This is a genomic window from Streptomyces sp. NPDC018026, assembly GCF_044327745.1.
Taxonomy (GTDB): Bacteria; Actinomycetota; Actinomycetes; order Streptomycetales; family Streptomycetaceae; genus Streptomyces; species Streptomyces rubrogriseus.
In genome coordinates this window covers 307,062-326,173 of sequence record NZ_JBIRFY010000008.1, presented here as the reverse complement: position 1 = coordinate 326,173, position 19,112 = coordinate 307,062, and the positions used below count along the sequence as shown (strand labels likewise).

Sequence of the window (19,112 nt, the reverse complement as noted above, 5' to 3'; positions counted from 1 at the left end):
CTCAGCCCAGCCGCGGGATCTCGATCGCCGGGCACCGGTCCATGACCATGTCCAGGCCGGCGTCCCGGGTCCGCCCGTACGCCGCCTCGTCGACCACACCGAGCTGGAACCAGACCGCCCGGGCGCCCTTGGCGACCGCCTCGTCGGCGACCGCTCCGGCCAGGTCGCCGTTGACGAAGACGTCGACGACGTCCACGTCGAACGGGATCTCCGCGAGCGACGCGTACCCCTTCTCCCCGTGCACCGACTCGGCCTTGGGGTGCACGGGGACGACGCGCTTGCCGAAGCGCTGCAGCACCTCGGCGACGCCGTACGCCGCGCGCTGCCGGTTGTTCGACAGGCCCACCACGGCCCAGGTGTCGCCCAGCTCGGTGAGGATCTTGCGGACGGTTGCCTCGTCGCCGTACACCGGTGGCCTCCTCGTGCTCCGGGCGGCCCGCGGGTCGGGCCACCCGTTCGGGACAACGGACGGCGCCGTGCCGGGATTCCCCCGCGGTCGCAGGGGTGCGGCGAGCGCGCCCCCTGTGCGCCACCGCGTCGCCGTGCCTACGCTCGCCTCGTGCTGCGCATCATCGACGCCCGGACCGGAGAACCCACCCCCGCCGCCCCCGCCCGACGGGCGCCGACCCGTGTCGAGGCGCACGTGCCGGGGCGTGACGCCACCGCCCTGCGCGTGCTGCTGGTCGCGGACCTCCTGGTGCGCGCCCTGGAACTCGACAGCACGCCCGCGTGGGCGGTGCTGACCGGTGCGGCGGAGCGGGACGGGCCGCGCAAGGACGCCGCCGCCCTCGGTATCCGGCCCTTCGAGGACGGCGCGGCCGGACCCGGACCGGGCACCGGGCAGGGCGTCCGCGTCGTGAGCGAAGGCGAGGATGCGGACGAGGAGGAAGACGACGAGGAGGAAGACAAGGACAAGGGCGAGGACAAGGGCGGGGGCGGGGGCGGGGGTGGGAGCGCACAGGGCGTGGCCACGGTCGCCGTCGCCCCCGTGCACCCGGCCGTCCCCGACCTCTCCGATCCCGACGCCGTGCGCCTCGCCCTGCTGGAACGGCATCATCACGCGCGCGTGGAGCTCGACGCCACCGTGTTGGACGAGGCCCGCGCCGCCCTCGCGGCGCTGCGCGGGGCGGTCGCCGACTGGGCCAGGCAGCCCTCGCGGCCGGTCCCGGCAGAGCTGCGCGACCGGCTGCGGGCGGCCTGGGAGGACGATCTGGACGCCCCCGGCGTGCTGCGCGTCCTGCGTCAGGTGCAGAGCGACCCGGGCCTTCCGGACGGGGCCCGGTTCGAGATCTGCGCCTACGCCGACCGGTTCCTCGGCCTCCACCTCACCCGGGACGTCGGGTCCCCGCCGTGACCGGGGGCCGGGGGCCCCGCCGACGCCCGCGGCGAGCACGGCACGGCGAGCACATAGGCTGGCCGGATGCAGGACGAGTACCGCACGGTCGCCCGCGCGGGTGTGCACGAAACCGAGATCAACCGCTCGCGCTTCCTGTGCGCCCTCGCCCCGGCCGCCACCGAACAGGACGCCCAGGCGTTCGTCGCGAGCGTGCGCAAGGAACACGCGGACGCCACCCACAACTGCTGGGCGTACGTCATCGGCGCCGACGCCGGGGTCCAGAAGGCGAGCGACGACGGCGAGCCGGGCGGCACCGCGGGCGTCCCGATGCTCCAGATGCTGCTGCGCCGCGACATGCGGTACGTCGTCGCCGTCGTCACCCGCTACTACGGCGGCGTCAAACTCGGCGCGGGCGGCCTCATCCGCGCCTACGGCGGCGCGGTCGGCGAAGCCCTGGACGACCTCGGCACCCTCACCCGGCGCCGGTTCCGCCTGGCCACCGTGACCGTCGACCACCAGCGGGCCGGCAAGCTCCAGAACGACCTGCGCACCGCGGGCCGCGCGGTGCGCGACGTGCGGTACGCGGAGGCCGTCACCATCGAGGTCGGTCTGCCGGAGGCCGACGTGGACACCTTCCGCTCCTGGCTCGCCGACGCCACCGCCGGATCGGCCGGGTTCGAACTGGGCGGAGAGGCGTACGGCGACGCGTGACCCCCCGCCCCCGCGCGGCCGCTCCCGCGGCGTGTCACCCGACTGACAGGCACCCTGAGCGACGCTGTCGTCGCCGTAAGTGACTCTGACTGTGGGGGGCGGAAAGGAGCACTCAATGCGTCGAATACGCATCGCGCTGGCAGCCATGCCGGCGGCCCTGGTTCTCGGTATCACCCAGGGTGCGGTCTTCCCGGCGGTCGCCGGCGGTCCCACCGGTGGCGACACCACGGGCAGTGGTACGGGGACCGGTTCCCTCAACGGATTCACCAAGCAGGTGGTCGCCACCGGCCTGGCCGACCCCTACGAAATCGTCTGGGGCCCCGACGACTTCCTGTGGGCCACGGAGAAGAGCGGCAGGAAGGTCACCCGTGTAGATCCGCGGACGGGAGCGAAGAGCACCGCCCTCGACCTGACGGACAAGGCGGTACACACCGAGGGCGGTCAGGACGGCGTGCTGGGCCTGGCCCTCCACCCGGACCTGCTGAAGAACCCGTCGGACGCCGAGGTCGACCAGCGGCTGAGGATCGACCGCTACACCTACGACAGCGGAACCGGGACCCTGGGCGAGCCGAAGAACCTGATCAGCGGCCTGGCCTCGGGGTCCGACCACCAGAGCGCGCGGATGCGCTTCGGCCCCGACGGCAAGTTGTACTACACGATCGGTGACCAGGGGGCCAACCAGCTCCAGCACTACTGCGAGCCGAACCGGGCCCAGCGGCTGCCCACCGAGGAAGAGATCAAGGCGAAGGACTGGATCGCCTACCGCGGCAAGACACTGCGGCTGAACCCGGACGACGGCTCGATCCCCGACGACAACCCCATGCTCAACGGCGTGCGCAGTCACGTGTGGGCCTACGGGTTCCGCAACTCCCAGGGCCTGGAGTTCGGCACGGACGGCACCCTCTACAACGCCGACCAGGGCCCCAAGACCGACGACGAGGTCAACGTCCTGACGAAGGGCGGCAACTACGGCTGGCCCTACGTGGCGGGCTACCGGGACGACAAGGCGTACGCGTTCCACAATTGGGCCGCCTCCGCTCCGACGCCGTGCGCCGACCTCACGTTCAGTGATCTGGACGTGCCCGAGTCCGTGCCCACGCAGAAGGAGACCGACTGGAAGGGCGAGTTCACGGAGCCCGTGCGCACCTTCGGCACGGTCGGCTCCGACCACAACTTCGCCGACCCCAGGTGCGGCGAGCTGGTCTACATCTGCTGGCCCTCGCTGGCCAACTCCAGCCTCACGTACTACCCCGAGACCGGCGGCATCGCCGAGTTCCGCGACTCGCTGCTCATGACCACTCTCAAGGACGGCGCGGTCTACCGGCTGAAGCTCGGTGACGGGAACAAGACGGTCGTCGGGGCCACCCGGATGTGGAAGGCGCAGAACCGCTACCGCGACATCGCGCTGAGCCCGGACGGCGAGTCCGTCTACGTGGCGACCGACTCCGCGGGCAATGTGCGCGACGCCGACGGCGCTCCCGCGACGGAGCTGGAGAACCCCGGAAGCATTCTCCTGTTCAGCAAGCAGTGAGCCACTCGCCGTCCGGGACGCTGCCGGACGGCGCGGCGGCCCCGGTCCGCGCCGGGTCCGTGATCCGCTGCGGGCCGGGAGGCTTTGCCATTGATTGGCCGACCAAGGCGGCGGCTTTGGTCGGCGCAGATCTCGGCCACCTGTTCACACACGGGACCGCCCCTGCTCCCGGGTGATGGATGGATCACGACTGAGTGAACGCCTCTTCGATCCATGGGGCGAAACTCGTCCAAGGCACCGACGGATACGACGCCTTGAGCGCTGGAATGTCGACCTGGTACCCCCCGCCACCGATGAACTCCCACATCGCACCCATGTCTGCGCTGTAGGCGTAGACGTCGGAGACCGGCACGGTCACGGGCCGGACGGGCCGTCCAAGAACGTGTGCCAGGACCTGCGTCATCCGCGTTGGCGTCGGATCGTCTCCGGCGAGTTCGATCCGCGCGCCGAGATGGGGCTCCGGATTCCCGATCGCGTGTGCGACGAAGGCCCCCAGATCCGGTCGGGCCACCTGCTGAAAGGGCTGCTCCGGCTCCAGCGGAAGGGGAAGGACGCCGTTCATCAGGTCTTCCCCGGAACCACGGATGTTGTCGAAGAAGTAGGTGGGCGCGACCACCGTCCACGGGAGTCGCGTCTCACCGATCATCGTCTCGGTGAGGTGTTTGCTCTGGAAGTGCGGCACCCCGGAGTCACGGTCGGCTCCCGCCACCGACGAGAAGACCAGGTGCGGCACTTCGGCCGCGACGGCTGCCGAGACGATGGACCTGCCCTGCCGGACTTCCGCCTCCACCCCTTCCTCGAACGGCGTGGTGACGGCGAACGCGGCTCGCACGCCGGTGAAGGCGGGGGTGAGGCTGTCGGTGTCCTCGAGGTCGCCGGGCACCACCTCCACTCCGCGCTCCTGAGGCGCCCTCGCCCGGGCCGAACGGGGTGAACGCACGACTGCCCGCACCGGCACACCCTCCGCCAGCAGAGCCCGGACCACCGCACCACCCTGGCCGCCGGTCGCGCCAAGGACCGCCACAGGCTGATTCATGCCCACCTACCTACTCTTCGGGTCGAAAGCAGTCGAGTGCCGAATGCGGAGGCTCACCGGCTCCCGCTCTGCATCCACCATGAGCACGTAATGCCCGATTCGGCCATACGTCGCCTTGTCCCTGCTCCTCGCGCCACTCCCCTTCGCCGTCGCCCGTTTGCGGGTGAGCGGGAGGGCGCCGAGAATTGGTGAGCGGTGCCTTGGTAGTTCAGGAATCAATCAGTTCGGTCAGGGGTTGTCCGCACATGAAACGCATCGGATTCCTCTCCTTCGGCCACTGGTCCGACACACCGCACTCCCAGACCCGGACGGCGTCGGACACCCTGCTGCAGTCCATCGACCTGGCCGTGGCGGCCGAGGAACTGGGCGCCGACGGCGCCTACTTCCGTGTTCACCACTTCGCCCGGCAGCTCGGCTCGCCGTTCCCGCTGCTCGCTGCGATCGGCGCGAAGACGTCACGTATCGAGATCGGTACCGGCGTGATCGACATGCGGTACGAGAACCCGATGTACATGGCCGAGGACGCAGGCGCGGCGGATCTCATCTCCGGCGGCAGGCTCCAGCTCGGCGTGAGCCGTGGATCCCCGGAGCAGGTCATCGACGGATGGCGGTACTTCGGCTACGAGCCGAGCGAGGGCGACACCCACGGCGACATGGCCCGCAAGCACACGGAGGTGCTGCTGACGGTGCTCCAGGGCAAGGGTTTCGCCCAGCCGAACCCGAGCCCCATGTTCGCCAACCCGCCGGGGCTGCTGCGCGTCGAGCCGCACTCCGAAGGTCTGCGGGAGCGGATCTGGTGGGGCGCGAGCTCCAACGCGACCGCGGCCTGGGCGGCCGGGCTCGGGATGAACCTGATGAGCTCGACCCTCAAGGACGACGAGGGCGGGGCACCGTTCCATGTGCAGCAGGCGGCGCAGATCCGGGCGTTCCGCGAGGCATGGGCAGGGGCGGGCTGGGAGCACGAGCCACGCGTCTCGGTGTCGCGGAGCATCTTCGCGCTCACCGACGACCGGGACCGCGCGTACTTCGGCCGCGACGGCGACAGCAGCGACCACGTCGGCAACATCGACGCCACCACCCGGGCGATCTTCGGCCGTACGTACGCCGCCGAGCCCGACGTCCTGGTGAAGCAGCTGGCCGAGGACGAGGCGATCCAGGAGGCCGACACGCTGCTGCTGACCGTGCCCAACCAGCTCGGCGTCGCCTACAACACGCACGTACTGGACAACATCCTCACCCACGTCGCCCCGGCCCTCGGCTGGCGCTGACCGTCACGGCGAAACCCACCCGGAGATGTCCGCGGCTGCCGGGTGGGAGTCGGTAGCCGCACCGTACGAGCGGGGGCAGGCCGAGGCGACGCGCCCGGCCTCGCCCCCTAGCCCTCGGGGCAGCCCTGGGAGTCGGCGCCGAGCGTGGCGACGGCGGCTGCCAGACCGGTGAAACCCTCGCTGCCGAGAGGTACGAGTACGCGTTGGCGCAACGCCTGGGACAGGATCTGGGCGGCGTTGGCCGCCACCTCCGCGCCGACGGGGGTGAGCACGGCCAGGGTGACGCGGCGGTCCGAGGGTGAAGGGCGCCGCTCGACCAGTCCGGCCTCGGCGAGCCGGTCGACGACCTTGGTGGTACCCGCGGTGGAGAACCCGAGCACCGTGCTGAGCTGATGCATCTGGGCGGCCCTGGTGGGCCTCATGACCAGGAACCACAGCACTTCGAACGAGGACGGCGCGACCCCGGTCTCGGACTCCACGTCGGCGAGGAGTTCGTGGGTGAGCCGGCGGAAGCCGCTGTACACCGTGTGCCACTGGTCGAGCAGAGCGACATCCTCCGCGTTGCACCCGCCCTGGCCGTCGGGTCCGGTCGGCTCCGTCACTCTGGTTCGCTCCCGTCGTCCTTCGGCACTCGATCCGCGCCCCTTAGAGCGTAGTCGGTGGCATTTGCATAGCCAGTTATCTAATGACTAGCGTTATATTGAAATCGAAACTTGTCGCGTCCTCCTGGCGCGGCAACCCGGCGCGCCGCCCCGGCTCCGCGCCGTCCCCCCATGCGGAAGGACCCTTCGTGAGCACCCTCGACACCGTGGCCGCCCCCGCCGCACCCGCCCGCGCCGTCTGGGCACGTGGCGCCGTCGCGGCCGTCGTCGCCGCGGCCGTCAACACTGTGGTGGCCGTCGCCGCCAGGGCCGTGTTCGATCTCGACTCCCGCTTCGTCGGCCTGAAGCCCCAGATGGTGATCATGGCCACGCTCGTCACCATGCTTGCGGGCACGGGCGCGTTCCTGCTGCTCCGCCGGTTCACCGCGAGCCCGGAGCGGATCTTCACCGTCCTCGCCCTCGTCTTCGCGGTGGTCAGCGTGCTCTCGCCGCTCAGCCTGCTCGGCGCCTCCCCGGCCGACTAGCCCGGCGTCAGCGACACCGCCGCCCTGTCCCTGATCCCCCTGCACCTCATCCCCGCGCCCATCCTGCTGGCGGCACTCCTGCGCCGCGGGACCGACGCCTGACGGAACGACCGGCGGCGCCCGGCAGCCAGAACCCCGAAGGATCTGCTCCGCGGGGTGGGTGCTGGACCGCGACCGGTGACGGGGCGGCGACGCGCAGGCGTTAGCGTGGTGACTGTCAACGGCGGGGGTGACTGTCAACCGGGAGCCCGCGCCGGTCGGTGCTGGTTTTCTGGGTCCGTCAGGAGGAAACGTGCAGGTCAGGGCGATTTCATGAGGCTGCTGCACACCTCCGACTGGCACCTCGGCCGGGCGTTCCACCGGGTGAACATGCTCGGTGCCCAGGCGGGGTTCGTCGGCCACCTCGTCGAGACCGTGCGCGAGCACTCCGTCGACGCCGTGGTCGTGTCGGGAGACGTGTACGACCGGGCGGTGCCGCCGCTCGCCGCCGTCGAGCTGTTCGACGACGCCCTGCACCGCCTCGCCGGGCTCGGCGTGCCGACCGTGATGATCTCCGGCAACCACGACTCGGCCCGACGCCTCGGGGTCGGCGCCGGGCTCATCGACCGCGCCGGTATCCACCTGCGCACCGACCCGGCGGGCTGCGGCACCCCGGTGGTGCTGGGCGACGCCCACGGCGACGTGGCCTTCTACGGGCTGCCGTATCTCGAACCGGCGCTGGTCAAGACCGAGTTCGGCGTCGAGAAGGCGGGGCACGAGGCCGTGCTCGCCGCCGCCATGGACCGGGTGCGCGCCGACCTCGCCACGCGCGCGGCGGGCACCCGTTCCGTCGTCCTCGCACACGCCTTCGTCACCGGCGGTGAGCAGAGCGACAGCGAACGGGACATCACCGTCGGCGGGGTCGCCGCCGTGCCCTCCGGTGTCTTCGACGGCGTGGACTATGTCGCACTGGGGCATCTGCACGGCTGCCAGACCCTCACCGAGCGCGTCCGCTACTCCGGCTCCCCGCTGCCGTACTCCTTCTCGGAGCACCGGCACCGCAAGAGCATGTGGCTCGTCGATCTGGGCGCCGACGGGTCGGTCACGGCCGAGCGGGTCGACTGCCCGGTGCCGCGCGCGCTGGCCCGGCTGCGCGGCACACTGGCGGACCTGCTCGCCGACCCGGAGCTGACCCCGCACGAGGACGCCTGGGTCGAGGCGACCCTCACCGACCCGGTCCGGCCCGACGAGCCCATGGCGCGGCTCAGCGAGCGCTTCCCGCACACGCTCAGCCTCGTCTTCGACCCCGAGCGCACCCCCGGCGAGCCCGGGGTGTCCTACGCCCGGCGCCTCGCCGACCGCAGCGACCAGCAGATCGCGGAGGACTTCGTGACCCACGTGCGCGGCGCCGGGCCCGACGACCACGAACAGGCCGTGCTGCGGGACGCCTTCGACGCGGTGCGCGCGGACGAGACTCTGCGAGAGGTGGCCCGGTGAGGCTGCACCGGCTGGACATCACCGCCTTCGGGCCCTTCGGAGCCTCGCAGAGCGTCGACTTCGACGACCTCTCGGCCGCCGGGCTGTTCCTGCTGCACGGCCCCACCGGCGCCGGCAAGACCTCCGTCCTCGACGCCGTCTGCTACGCCCTGTACGGCTCGGTGCCGGGCGCCCGGCAGGGCGGCAGCGGCCAGGGCATGACGCTGCGCAGCGACCACGCGGCCGGGGGCACCCGCACCGAAGTGCGGCTGGAACTGACTGTCGCGGGACGCCGGTTGGAGATCACCCGGCAGCCGCCCTGGGAGCGTCCGAAGCTCCGTGGCAAGGGCACGACCGTCGACAAGGCCCAGACCTGGCTGCGCGAGTACGACGCCACGACCCGCGCCTGGAAGGACCTCAGCCGCTCCCACCAGGAGATCGGCGAGGAGATCACCCAGCTGCTCGGGATGAGCCGAGAGCAGTTCTGCCAGGTCGTGCTGCTCCCGCAGGGCGACTTCGCCCGCTTCCTGCGCGCCGACGCCGAAGCGCGCGGCAAGCTGCTCGGCCGGCTCTTCGACACCCACCGGTTCGCCGAGGTCGAGAAGCGCCTGGCCGAACGACGCCGCACCACCGAGGCCCGGGTGCGCGAGGGGGACGCCACGCTGCTGGCCGACGCGCACCGGATGCAGCAGGCCGCCGGTGACGCCATGGCGCTGCCGGAACTCGCGCCGGGCGAGCCGGGGCTGGCCGAAGCGGTGCTCGAAGCCGCCGCCGTCGCCCGCGGCACCGCCCGTGAGCTGCTGACGGTCGCCGACTGCCGGCTCACCGCCACCGAGTCCGCCCAGGCCGCCGCCGAACGCCACCTGGCCGACGTCCGGGAACTCGACCGGCTGCAGCGCCGGTTCGCCGAGGCGCGGGAGCGGGCCGCACGGCTGGCGGAGCGGGCCGACGCCCACCGCGGTGCCGAGGAGCGCATGGAGCGGGCCCGCAAGGCCGAGGCGGTCGCTCCCGCCCTGGAGTTGCGGGACGCCGCCGACAGCGAGCACCGAGGGGCGGCAGCCGCGGAAGCAAGCGCGCGTGCCCTGCTGCCGCAGGCCCTCGCCGACGCAGGTGCCGCCGGGCTCGCCGCCGCCGCCCGCCGGGCCGCCGAGGAACTGGGCGGACTCGAGTCGGCCCGTCGCGCCGAACGACGCCTCGCCGAACTGGTCGAGGAGCGGGACGGCCTCGACCGCCAGGAACGCGCCGACGACGAGGTCCGGCAGGAGGCGGAGACCTGGCTCGCCGACTGGGAGACCACCCGCACCGGACTCCAGAGCCGCGTCGACTCCGCCCAGGAGGCCGCCGCCCGCGCCGGACAGCTCGCCCTGCAGCGCGATCCGGCACGGCGCAGGCTGGAGGCCGCCCGGCAGCGCGACCGGCTCACCGACGACACCGAAGAGGCACGGCGGCGGGCGCTCGCCGCGGCGGAGGATGCCGTCGGGGCCCGCGCCCACTGGCTGGACCTCAAGGAGCAGCGGCTGCACGGCATCGCCGCCGAACTCGCCGCCAGCCTCACCGACGGCGCACCCTGCGGGGTGTGCGGCGCCACCGAACACCCCGCCCCCGCGCGCAAGACCGCCGGGCACGTCGACCGCGCCGCGGAGGAGCGCGCCCTGGCCGCCCACCAGGCCGCCGACGAACGGCGCGCGAAGGCCGAACGGCATCTGAGCACCGTACGGGAGGCGCTCGCCGCCGCCACGGCCGAAGCCGGTGACGCGGCCACCGACCGGCTGGCCGCAGAGGCCGAGGAACTGGAGGGGGCGTACGCGCGGGCGCGGGCGACCGCTTCCACACTGCACGCGGCGCAGGAGGAGCTGCGGCGGGCCGAGGGCGAACGCGAGCAGCGTGCCGCCGCACAGCAGCAGGCCGTCGTACGGTCCGCCTCCCGGGTCGCGGGCCGGGACCTGCTGGAGCGGGAACAGGCCTCGTTGGAAGAGGAGTTGGCGCGGGCGCGGAACGGCGCCGAGAGCGTGACGGCGCGGGCGGCGCAACTGGAGCGACAGGCGGCGCTGCTCACCCGGGCCGCCGAGACCGCCCGCGTCGCCGAGGACGCCGCCCAGCGGCTCAAGGACGCCGACGCCCGGCTCGCCGACGCCGCCTTCCGGGCCCGTTTCGACACCCCAGCCGACGCGGCCGCCGCCCTGCTCGACGACACCGCCCACCGCGAACTGCAACGGCGCCTCGACGCCTGGCAGTCGGAGGACGCCGCCGTCCGCGCGGTCCTCGGCGAGGCCGACACCGCCGACGCGGCCCGGCGACCGCCCGCCGACCTCGCCGCGGCGGAGCGCGCCGCCGCCGACGCGGGCCGGCGGCTGCGCGAGGCCGCCTCGGCCCGCGACGCCGCCGCCCGGTGCTGCGCCGAACTGGACCGGCTGTCCACGCACGCCACCGCCTCCGTGCGCCGGCTCGCCCCGCTGCGCGAGGAGCACACCCGGGTCGCCCGCCTCGCCTCGCTCGCCGCGGGCACCTCGGCGGACAACGAACGCCGGATGCGCCTGGAGTCCTACGTACTGGCCGCCCGCCTCGAACAGGTCGCCGCCGCGGCCACCGCCCGGCTGCTGCGCATGTCCTCCGGCCGCTACACCCTCGTCCACTCCGACGGCCGCACCGGCCGCGGCCGCAGCGGCCTCGGTCTGCACGTCGTCGACGCCTGGACCGGCCGCGAGCGCGACACCGCCACGCTGTCCGGCGGCGAGACGTTCTTCGCCTCGCTGGCCCTCGCGCTCGGCCTCGCCGACGTCGTCACCGACGAGGCGGGCGGCGTCCGCCTGGACACCCTCTTCATCGACGAGGGCTTCGGCAGCCTCGACGACCAGACCCTCGACGAGGTCCTCGACGTCCTGGACGCCCTGCGCGAGCGGGACCGCAGCGTCGGCATCGTCAGCCACGTCGCCGACCTGCGCCGCCGCGTGCATGCCCAACTCGAGGTCGTGAAGGGACGGTCGGGATCCGTACTGCGGCAGCGGGGCGCCGGCTGAGCGCGCCGGAGCCGGTGTCAGCGGCCCAGCGGGCGGCGGGGGAGCGGTGAGGAGTAGACGACGCTCGTGGTGACCGATCCGAGGGCGCTGATCCGGCCGGACACCTCCTCCAGGTGCCGCATCGAACGGGCCGCGACCTTGATGACGAAGCAGTCGTCGCCCGTGACGTGGTGCGCCTCCAGGATCTCCGGCGTGACCGCCACCAGGTCGTGGAACGGCTTGTAGTTGGCGACCGGGTAGCGCAGCCGCACGAACGCCAGGATCGGCAGGCCCAGCCGCTCGGGGTCGACGACCGCCGCGTACCCCTGGATGATCCCGGCCTCCTCCAGCCGCCGCACGCGCTCCGTCACCGCGCTCGCGGACATCGAGACGGCACGGGCCAGTTCGGCGAAGCTGGCCCGTCCGTCCCGCTGGAGCGCTTCCAGGATGCGCCAGTCGGTGCCGTCCGGGGAATACTCGGTCATCCGGCAGAAGTAGCACGGATTCCCCGGTGGAACAAGGAGTGGGCCGGGGAAAGGCCCTTCATGCGGCACGACGTGGTGCATAGATTTCTGGCTGGAGGATCCACCGAGGAGAGGCCCCGCCATGAGCGCCACCGCCACCGTCACCGCCACCGCCGGCGTCATCGCCGCCGCTACCGTCACCGCCGCCGGGCACGTCAACCCCGTCCTGCGCGTAGCCCCCGCACCGCCCGCCGAGGCCGCTGCGTACTTCCGGGCGAGCCTCGCCTTCCACTCCGACGTCTCCGACGTCGCCGACGCCCTCGCGGCCGGTGGTGACCCCGGGTTCGTGCTCGTCGACTGCCGTTCCACCGAGTCCTGGGACCAGGGCCACGTGCCGGGCGCCGTCCACCTGCCCACCGCGCTCGTCCCGGAGCGGGCCGGGGAACTCCTCGACCCCGCCGTGCCGGTGGTGACGTACTGCTGGGGACCCGCCTGCAACGGAGCGACGCGCGCCGCCCTCGCCCTCGCCGAACTCGGGTACTCGGTCAAGGAGATGCTCGGCGGGTTCGAGTACTGGGTGCGCGAGGGCTTCGAGTTCGAGACGTGGCAGGGCACCGAGCGGCCCGCCGCCGACCCCCTGACCGTTGCGGTGGACGCGGCCGACTGCGGTTGCTGAACGGAGTGTAGGTTCTGCCGCATGGTGCGATACGCGGAGCCGGGCGCGGTGGAGTGGGTCGAGTCGGGCGGAGGGCCGCTGATCGCGGTACCCGAGACGGTCCTGCCGTTCTGGACCGGCGCCGACGGCGAGGAGACGGACTCCGACTACGACCGGGCCTGCGAGGTCGACGGCCACGTCGGACTGCTCCCGGTCGGCGACTCCACCGCCCTCGTGCTCGGCGACGAACCCGCCTCCACCGCCTACCTCCCCGACCACGGCACCTTCGTCCGCTGGTGCGCGGCGGACTCCGAGGACGAGGTGCTGGCGAGGGTCCCCGCCGCCCTCGACGCCGCCGAATGGCAGCCCGAGGTGTCCTGGCACGTATCCGGCCCCGTCCTCCTGTTCGACGCCGCCTGGCCCGGCAGCGCGTCCGAGCGCGCCCCCGACCGGGTGCGGGTCGCCCTGGAACCCGGCCGGTACGCGGTGCGCGCGGCCGAGGTGCGCCCCGGGCCCGAGACCTGGCTGAGCCTCGTACACCTGCGGCGGCTCGCCGACCGGTAGCCGCGGCGATATCGGCGTGCGGGGCGGCCGCGGCCCGCCCATCATGGGTGACCATGCCACGACTTCCCCACCCCGCCCCCGAAGACCTGCGCCGCGACCCGCTGCCCCTGCGCGGCCGCACCGCCCTCGTCACCGGAGCCAGCCGGCGCGGCGGCATCGGCCACGCCGTGGCCCGGCGGCTCGCCGCGTACGGAGCCGGCCTCTACCTTCACCACCACGTCCCGCACGACGCCGCCATGCCCTGGGGCGCGGACCGGATGGAAGACGTGGTCGACTCCGTGCGTGCGGCGCTCGGCGACCCGGACGCCCCCGTGCACGCGGGCCCCGGCGACCTCACCCGCCCCGGCGCCCCCGGCGAACTCGTCGCCACCGCCGCCGAAGCGCTCGGCGGACGGCTGGACATCCTTGTCGCCAACCACGCGCTCAGCGGGTCCGACGGCACGCTGGACACCGTCGACGCCGCCATGCTCGACGCGCACTGGCAGGTCGACACCCGATCGGTGCTGCTGCTGATCCAGGCCTACGCCCGCCGTCGCGCCGCGCTCGCGCCGCGCACGCCGGGCGGCCGGGTCGTGATGATGACCTCCGGCCAGGACATCGCCGGCGGCATGCCCGGCGAGATCGCCTACGCGCTCCAGAAGGGCGCGCTCGCCTCCGTCACGCGTTCCCTGGCGACGACCCTCGCCGAGCACGCCGTCACCGTGAACGCGGTCAACCCCGGACCCGTGGACACCGACTACCTGACCGGTGAGGACTACGACGCCGTCGCCGCGCGGTTCCCCGGCGGACGCTGGGGCATGCCCGACGACCCGGCCCGCCTCGTCGCGTGGCTCGCCACGGACGAGGGGGAGTGGGTCACCGGTCAGGTGATCGACTCGGAGGGCGGCTTCCGGCGGTGAGCCCCGAGGCGGGCGGACGTCACAGCCGTGACAGCTCGTCCACCAGGTCGTCCAGGCCCAGCGAACCCTGGGAGAGGGCCGCCATGTGCCACGCCTTCGGGTCGAACGCGTCACCGTGCCGCTCGCGGGCCTTCTCCCGGCCGAGCAGCCACGCCCGCTCACCGAGCTTGTAGCCGATCGCCTGGCCCGGGATCGTCAGGTACCGGGTCAGCTCGCTCTCCACGAAGTCCGCCGGGCGGCTGCTGTGCGCGCCGAAGAACTCCTGGGCCAGCTTCGGCGTCCAGCGCTCACCCGGGTGGAACGGCGAGTCCGCCGGGATCTCCAGCTCCAGGTGCATGCCGATGTCCACGATGACCCGGGCGGCCCGCATCATCTGGGCGTCCAGATAGCCGAGGCGCTGCTCCGCGTCCGTGAGGTAGCCCAGCTCGTCCATCAGCCGCTCCGCGTACAGCGCCCAGCCCTCGGCGTTGGCGCTGACCATGCCGACCGAAGCCTGGTAGCGGGAGAGGTCCTCCGCCACGTGCGTCCACTGGGCGAGCTGGAGGTGGTGTCCGGGCACGCCCTCGTGGTACCAGGTCGACACCAGGTCGTAGACGGGGAAGCGGGTCTGACCCATCGTCGGCAGCCAGGTGCGGCCGGGGCGGGAGAAGTCCTCCGAGGGGGACGTGTAGTAGGGCGCGGCCGCGCTGCCGGGCGGCGCGATGTGCGACTCCACCCTCCGGACCCGCTCGGCCAGTTCGAAGTGCGTGCCGTCCAACTGCTCGATCGCCTGGTCCATCAGGCCCTGCAGCCAGTCGCGGACCTCGTCCACGCCCTCGATGTGCGTGCCGTGCTCGTCCAGATGGGCCAGCGCCACCCACGGCGTCTCGGCGCCCGGCAGGATCTTCTCGGCCTCCGCCTTCATCTCGGCCAGCAGGCGGTGGTACTCGGCCCAGCCGTACGCGTACGCCTCGTCCAGGTCCAGGTCCGTGCCGTTGTAGTAACGCGACCAGCGGGCGTAGCGCTCCCGGCCCACCGTGTTCGGGGCGCCCTCGACGGCCGGGGCGTACACGTCGCGCATCCAGTCCCGCAGCTCGACCACGGCCGCGGTCGCACCCCGGGCCGCCTCCTCCAGCTCCGCGCGCAGCGCCTCGGGGCCGTCGGCGGCGAAGTCCTCGAACCAGCCGCGGCCTTCGCCCGTGTCCGCCCACTCGCCGAGCTGCTCGACGAAGGTGGCCGTCGGCCGCGGCGCCGCGTACAGCTCGCGCTCCAGGCCCAGCGACAGGGACGCGCGGTAGCCCGCGAACGCCGCCGGGACCGCCCGCAGCCGCTCCGCGATCCGGGCCCAGTCCTCGTCCGTACCGGTCGGGGTGAGGGTGAAGACCTCGCGCACCGAGTGGGCGGCGGTGCCCATGTTGCCGACCGAACGCAGGCCCTCGTCGGCCTCGTGCACCGCGATCTCGGCGGTGAGGCGCTCACGCAGCAGCCGGGCGCAGCGCCGCTCCACGTCGCTGTCACCGCCCGGCCGGCGCTCCGCCTCGTCCAGCCGGGCGAGGGTGGTGCGGGCCAGCTCCGCGAGGGCCTCCTGCCCGGCGGGTGAGAAGTCGGGCAGACGGCTGGAACTCTCCGCGACACCGAGATACGTACCGGTGACCGGGTCGAGGGCGATGAGCTCGTCGACGTACGCGTCGGCGACCTCGCGGGGCAGCGGGCTCTTGGTCTCTGACATGCGGACATCCTCATACGGAGACCGGTGCCGCGTCAGCCCGGTGGACCGGGCCCGACCGTGCGGGCGGCCGGATTTCGCTCAGGGCGTGGCCGCGGGCGTGGCCGTCGACGCGGGTGCGGCCGGGGAAGCGGCCGAGGTCGAGGTCGCGGTCGGCAGCAGGGGGCCGCACTCCCACTGCTGGAAGATCAGCCGGGTCTCGACGCGGGCCACCTCCCGCCGGGACGTGAACCCGTCCAGGACCAGCCGTTGCAGGTCCGCCATGTCCGCGACCGCGACATGCACGAGGTAGTCGTCCGGCCCGGTGAGGTGGAAGACGGTGCGCGACTCCGGCAGCGCCCGGATCCGCTCCACGAACGGTCCCACCAGCTCCCGCCGGTGCGGGCGCACCTGCACCAGCAGCAGCGCCTGGAGACCACGCCCCAGCTTCGCCGGGTCCAGTTCGAGCCGGTGGCCGAGGATCACCCCGGCCCGCCGCAGCCGGGCCACCCGGTCCAGACACGTCGACGGGGCGACGCCGACCTGGGCCGCGAGATCGCGGTAGGTGGTCCGGGCGTCGTTCTGCAGCAGCCGCAGCAGATGCAGATCCACCGGATCCAGTACGACGGAATCGGCCATGGCCCGAACGTAGCACGGAGTCCGGCCCCGCCGTCCCGGTCGGTGTTCACCCTTCGGCCATGGACTCAGCGCGCACGCACACGTCACCACCCGACGACGTACGCTCCACCGCTCCCACGGGCAGGGCACTGGCCACCGAAGCCGTGCACGCCGGCCGCGACGACCTCGCCGCCCAGGGACTGCACGCCCCGCCCATCGACCTGTCCACGACCTACCCGTCGTACGACAGCCGCGGCGAGGCCGCCCGCATCGACGCGTTCGCCGCGACCGGTGCCGAGCCTGACGGACCGCCGGTCTACGGCCGCCTCGGCAACCCGACCGTCGCCCGCTTCGAGACGGCACTGGCCCGGCTGGAGGGGACCGAGGCCGCCGTTGCCTTCGCCAGCGGCATGGCCGCACTGAGCGCGGTCCTGCTGGTCCGCGGCTCGATGGGGCTGCGCCACGTCGTCGCCGTACGGCCCCTGTACGGCTGCAGCGACCACCTGCTGACCGCCGGGCTGCTCGGGTCCGAGGTCACCTGGACCGACCCGGCGGGCGTCGCGGACGCGCTGCGCCCGGACACCGGACTGGTGCTCGTGGAGTCGCCGGCCAACCCGACGCTGGCCGAGGTCGACCTGCGGGCCGTCGCCCACGCGTGCGGGTCGGTGCCGCTGCTCGTGGACAACACCTTCGCCACCCCCGTGCTCCAGCGCCCCGCCGAACACGGCGCCCGGCTGGTGCTGCACAGCGCCACCAAGTACCTGGGCGGGCACGGGGACGTACTGGCGGGCGTGGTCGCCTGCGACGAGGAGTTCGCCGGGCGGCTGCGGCAGGTCCGCTTCGCCACCGGCGGAGTGCTGCACCCGCTGGCCGGCTACCTCCTGCTGCGGGGGCTGTCCACCCTGCCCGTCCGGGTACGGGCCGCCTCCGCGGGCGCCGCCGAACTGGCCGGGCGGCTGGCCGCCGACCCGCGGGTGGCCCGCGTCCACTATCCGCGCATCGGCGGTGCGATGGTCTCCTTCGAGGTCCACGGCGACCCGCACGAGGTCATCGGCGGCGTCCGGCTGATCACCCCGGCCGTGAGCCTCGGCAGCGTCGACACGCTCATCCAGCACCCGGCGTCGATCAGCCACCGCATCGTGGACGCGGACGACCGGCGGGGAGCCGGGGTCGGCGACCGGCTGCTGCGCATGTCCGTCGGCCTGGAGGACGTCGACGACCTGTGGGCCGACCTGGACCGGGCCCTGGGAGAGCCGGCCGCCGGGGCCGTCCCGTCGCGGGAGGCGCTGTCGCGGGCCGACTGACCGCGCCACCGCGCCCGCCGCCCGTCACTCCCCGCCGATCCGCTCCGCCTGCGGCAGCCGTGCCGCGGAGCGGGAGGCCGGGTCCAGACGGGCCGTGACGACCAGGGTCCCCTCCTCGATCTGGTAGTCGAGGGGGAGGCCCAGGCCGCGCATCGCGGCGACCATGCCGGTGTTCGACGCCTGCGTGATCGCGTACACGCTCTCGCAGCCCGCGTCGGCCGCCATCGCCACCAGCCGGGCCAGGAGTTCGCCGCCGATGCCGCGGCGCTGCCACCCGTCCTCGACGAGCAGCGCGACCTCCGTCTCGTCCCCGTCCCACAACAGGTGGCCGAGGCCCACGATTCGCCCCGAGGCGGTCTGCACGGCGAGGGTGCGGCCGAAACGGGGGCTGAGCAGGTGGTTGAGGTACCGGTCGGCGTCCCCGACCGGACCGTGGTACCGCATCCCCAGAGTCCGCGCCGAGCAGCGCTCGTGCATCGCCTTCGCGGCCGGAACGTCACGCGTGTCGGCCCGGCGGACCGTGATGTCGCTGCCCTCGGGCAACGTCAGCACGTCCCGGCCGCGCGGGACCCGCGGACCGAGCCGGGCGTCCAGCTCGACCAGCGCCCGCGCCCGCGCGAACTCGGCCGGGGTGAACGGCAGATGGGGCCGCTCCACGCTGATCACCCCGCCCTCGGGGGCGCGCAGCCGCAGCACCGTGTCCTCCAGCGTGCCCTCCGGCGGTACCGCGTCCGCCGCTCGTGCCCCCGCCCTGTCGTGCGCGGGCGCCGGGAGGGACCTGATGGTGCAGCGTCCCAGCAACTGCCGTAGTGCCAGCGGGAGTTCCGCTGAGTCCAGGGCGGTGCGGGCGGCCAGGCCCAGCACCCGGGTGGGCGCGTCGACCAGGTCGTGGGCGTCCGCCCGCTCGGTCCAGGTCCGGGCACCGCCCGCCGTCGTCACCACGTCGGCCAGCTCGGCCGCGCTCAGCTCACCGGGGGCACGGAGCAGGAACTCGTCCACCGTGCCCTCGGTCAGCGGGTGCGTCTGCAGGCTCAGGATGTCGATCCGCCGGTCGGCGAGGGCCGCGCAGAGGACGGCCAGCGACCCCGGCGCGTCCCGCACCGTCGTGCGCATCCGCCACAGCGCGCTCTCACCGCCGGGCTCGGATCCAACCGGCTCGGATCCAACCGGCTCGCTCCCGGCCGGTCCGCTCCCGGCCGGTCCGTTCCCGGAGTGTCCGGTCCCGGCCGGCCGCTCGGCGGTCGGCGGCCGGGCGTCGGTATCGTCGGCCGGCGGGGCCTGCCCGTGGCGTCGTGACCACCGGGTGTGGAAACCCGCCGTGGCGATCAGGGCCGCCAGCGAGGCCAGCACCAGGGCGGGCACCGTGGGGCCGTGGTCGACGAGGCGCGCCACGGCATCCGTCACATCAGACATGTCTCGACTCATGCACCCACTGTGAAGGAACGGTGTTGCGTGATCACGAACG

General features: G+C 73.5%; 18 protein-coding genes. 11 read left to right on the top strand and 7 right to left on the bottom strand.

Translation table 11 applies throughout. The annotated features are described in order from the left end of the window. Position 1 precedes the first annotated feature (1 nt). The gene (locus ACH4D3_RS25630; protein WP_398326172.1) at positions 2-409 is read right to left on the bottom strand and encodes a CoA-binding protein; all 408 of its coding nucleotides are present in this window, start codon (positions 407-409) and stop codon (positions 2-4) included. 150 nt (positions 410-559) lie between these two features. Here ACH4D3_RS25630 and ACH4D3_RS25625 point away from each other — a divergent pair, with 150 nt between their 5' ends. The 3 genes from ACH4D3_RS25625 to ACH4D3_RS25615 all read left to right on the top strand — a co-directional run bounded on the left by ACH4D3_RS25625 (position 560) and on the right by ACH4D3_RS25615 (position 3,578). Then, a complete protein-coding gene (locus ACH4D3_RS25625; protein ID WP_398326169.1) occupies positions 560-1,354 on the top strand; it encodes a hypothetical protein in 795 nt (264 codons plus the stop codon). 66 nt (positions 1,355-1,420) lie between these two features. Further along, positions 1,421-2,047, top strand: a complete 627-nt coding sequence (locus tag ACH4D3_RS25620; RefSeq protein WP_398326166.1) for a YigZ family protein — start codon at positions 1,421-1,423, stop codon at positions 2,045-2,047. 115 nt (positions 2,048-2,162) lie between these two features. Next, a complete protein-coding gene (locus ACH4D3_RS25615; protein ID WP_398326163.1) occupies positions 2,163-3,578 on the top strand; it encodes a glucose/sorbosone family PQQ-dependent dehydrogenase in 1,416 nt (471 codons plus the stop codon). Positions 3,579-3,762: 184 nt separating this feature from the next. Here ACH4D3_RS25615 and ACH4D3_RS25610 read toward each other — a convergent pair whose 3' ends face one another. Beyond that, positions 3,763-4,614 carry an NmrA/HSCARG family protein gene (locus ACH4D3_RS25610; RefSeq protein WP_398326160.1) on the bottom strand — a complete coding sequence of 284 codons (852 nt, stop codon included), beginning with the start codon at positions 4,612-4,614 and terminating at the stop codon, positions 3,763-3,765. Between the two features lie 245 nt (positions 4,615-4,859). Here ACH4D3_RS25610 and ACH4D3_RS25605 point away from each other — a divergent pair, with 245 nt between their 5' ends. Then, positions 4,860-5,882, top strand: a complete 1,023-nt coding sequence (locus ACH4D3_RS25605) for an LLM class flavin-dependent oxidoreductase (protein WP_398326157.1) — start codon at positions 4,860-4,862, stop codon at positions 5,880-5,882. A 107-nt stretch (positions 5,883-5,989) separates the two neighbouring features. Here ACH4D3_RS25605 and ACH4D3_RS25600 read toward each other — a convergent pair whose 3' ends face one another. After that, positions 5,990-6,484, bottom strand: a complete 495-nt coding sequence (locus ACH4D3_RS25600) for a MarR family winged helix-turn-helix transcriptional regulator (RefSeq protein ID WP_398326154.1) — start codon at positions 6,482-6,484, stop codon at positions 5,990-5,992. Between the two features lie 188 nt (positions 6,485-6,672). On the opposite strand from ACH4D3_RS25600, the gene ACH4D3_RS25595 reads away from it, so the two are divergent. The 3 genes from ACH4D3_RS25595 to ACH4D3_RS25585 all read left to right on the top strand — a co-directional run bounded on the left by ACH4D3_RS25595 (position 6,673) and on the right by ACH4D3_RS25585 (position 11,480). Continuing rightward, entirely contained in the window at positions 6,673-7,008 is a 336-nt protein-coding gene (locus ACH4D3_RS25595) for a DUF6069 family protein (protein WP_398326151.1), read from the top strand. 312 nt (positions 7,009-7,320) lie between these two features. Beyond that, entirely contained in the window at positions 7,321-8,484 is a 1,164-nt protein-coding gene (locus ACH4D3_RS25590) for an exonuclease SbcCD subunit D (protein ID WP_398326148.1), read from the top strand. Then, positions 8,481-11,480, top strand: a complete 3,000-nt coding sequence (locus ACH4D3_RS25585) for an AAA family ATPase (protein ID WP_398326145.1) — start codon at positions 8,481-8,483, stop codon at positions 11,478-11,480. The genes ACH4D3_RS25590 and ACH4D3_RS25585 overlap by 4 nt, the downstream gene beginning before the upstream one ends. A 17-nt stretch (positions 11,481-11,497) precedes the next feature. On the opposite strand, the gene ACH4D3_RS25580 is transcribed toward ACH4D3_RS25585, so the two are convergent. Then, positions 11,498-11,944, bottom strand: coding sequence for an Lrp/AsnC family transcriptional regulator (locus tag ACH4D3_RS25580; protein ID WP_007447234.1), 447 nt, complete (start codon positions 11,942-11,944; stop codon positions 11,498-11,500). 121 nt (positions 11,945-12,065) lie between these two features. Here ACH4D3_RS25580 and ACH4D3_RS25575 point away from each other — a divergent pair, with 121 nt between their 5' ends. From ACH4D3_RS25575 to ACH4D3_RS25565, 3 genes are read left to right on the top strand one after another with little or no spacing between them, the layout of a single operon-like run. Continuing rightward, positions 12,066-12,599, top strand: a complete 534-nt coding sequence (locus tag ACH4D3_RS25575; protein WP_398326142.1) for a rhodanese-like domain-containing protein — start codon at positions 12,066-12,068, stop codon at positions 12,597-12,599. 21 nt (positions 12,600-12,620) lie between these two features. Continuing rightward, positions 12,621-13,142, top strand: coding sequence for an immunity 21 family protein (locus tag ACH4D3_RS25570; protein WP_398326139.1), 522 nt, complete (start codon positions 12,621-12,623; stop codon positions 13,140-13,142). Between the two features lie 53 nt (positions 13,143-13,195). Beyond that, complete coding sequence (locus ACH4D3_RS25565; RefSeq protein WP_398326137.1) at positions 13,196-14,041, top strand: SDR family oxidoreductase; 846 nt, start codon at positions 13,196-13,198, stop codon at positions 14,039-14,041. 19 nt (positions 14,042-14,060) lie between these two features. Here ACH4D3_RS25565 and ACH4D3_RS25560 read toward each other — a convergent pair whose 3' ends face one another. After that, complete coding sequence (locus tag ACH4D3_RS25560) at positions 14,061-15,749, bottom strand: DUF885 domain-containing protein (protein ID WP_398326134.1); 1,689 nt, start codon at positions 15,747-15,749, stop codon at positions 14,061-14,063. 78 nt (positions 15,750-15,827) lie between these two features. Further along, positions 15,828-16,364, bottom strand: coding sequence for an Lrp/AsnC family transcriptional regulator (locus ACH4D3_RS25555; protein ID WP_398326131.1), 537 nt, complete (start codon positions 16,362-16,364; stop codon positions 15,828-15,830). A 59-nt stretch (positions 16,365-16,423) separates the two neighbouring features. Here ACH4D3_RS25555 and ACH4D3_RS25550 point away from each other — a divergent pair, with 59 nt between their 5' ends. Further along, positions 16,424-17,647: a trans-sulfuration enzyme family protein gene (locus tag ACH4D3_RS25550; RefSeq protein WP_398326128.1), complete on the top strand. Its 1,224-nt coding sequence runs from the start codon at positions 16,424-16,426 to the stop codon at positions 17,645-17,647. A 24-nt stretch (positions 17,648-17,671) separates the two neighbouring features. On the opposite strand, the gene ACH4D3_RS25545 is transcribed toward ACH4D3_RS25550, so the two are convergent. Beyond that, positions 17,672-19,060, bottom strand: a complete 1,389-nt coding sequence (locus ACH4D3_RS25545) for a GNAT family N-acetyltransferase (RefSeq protein ID WP_398326399.1) — start codon at positions 19,058-19,060, stop codon at positions 17,672-17,674. Between the last annotated feature and the right edge of the window lie 52 nt (positions 19,061-19,112).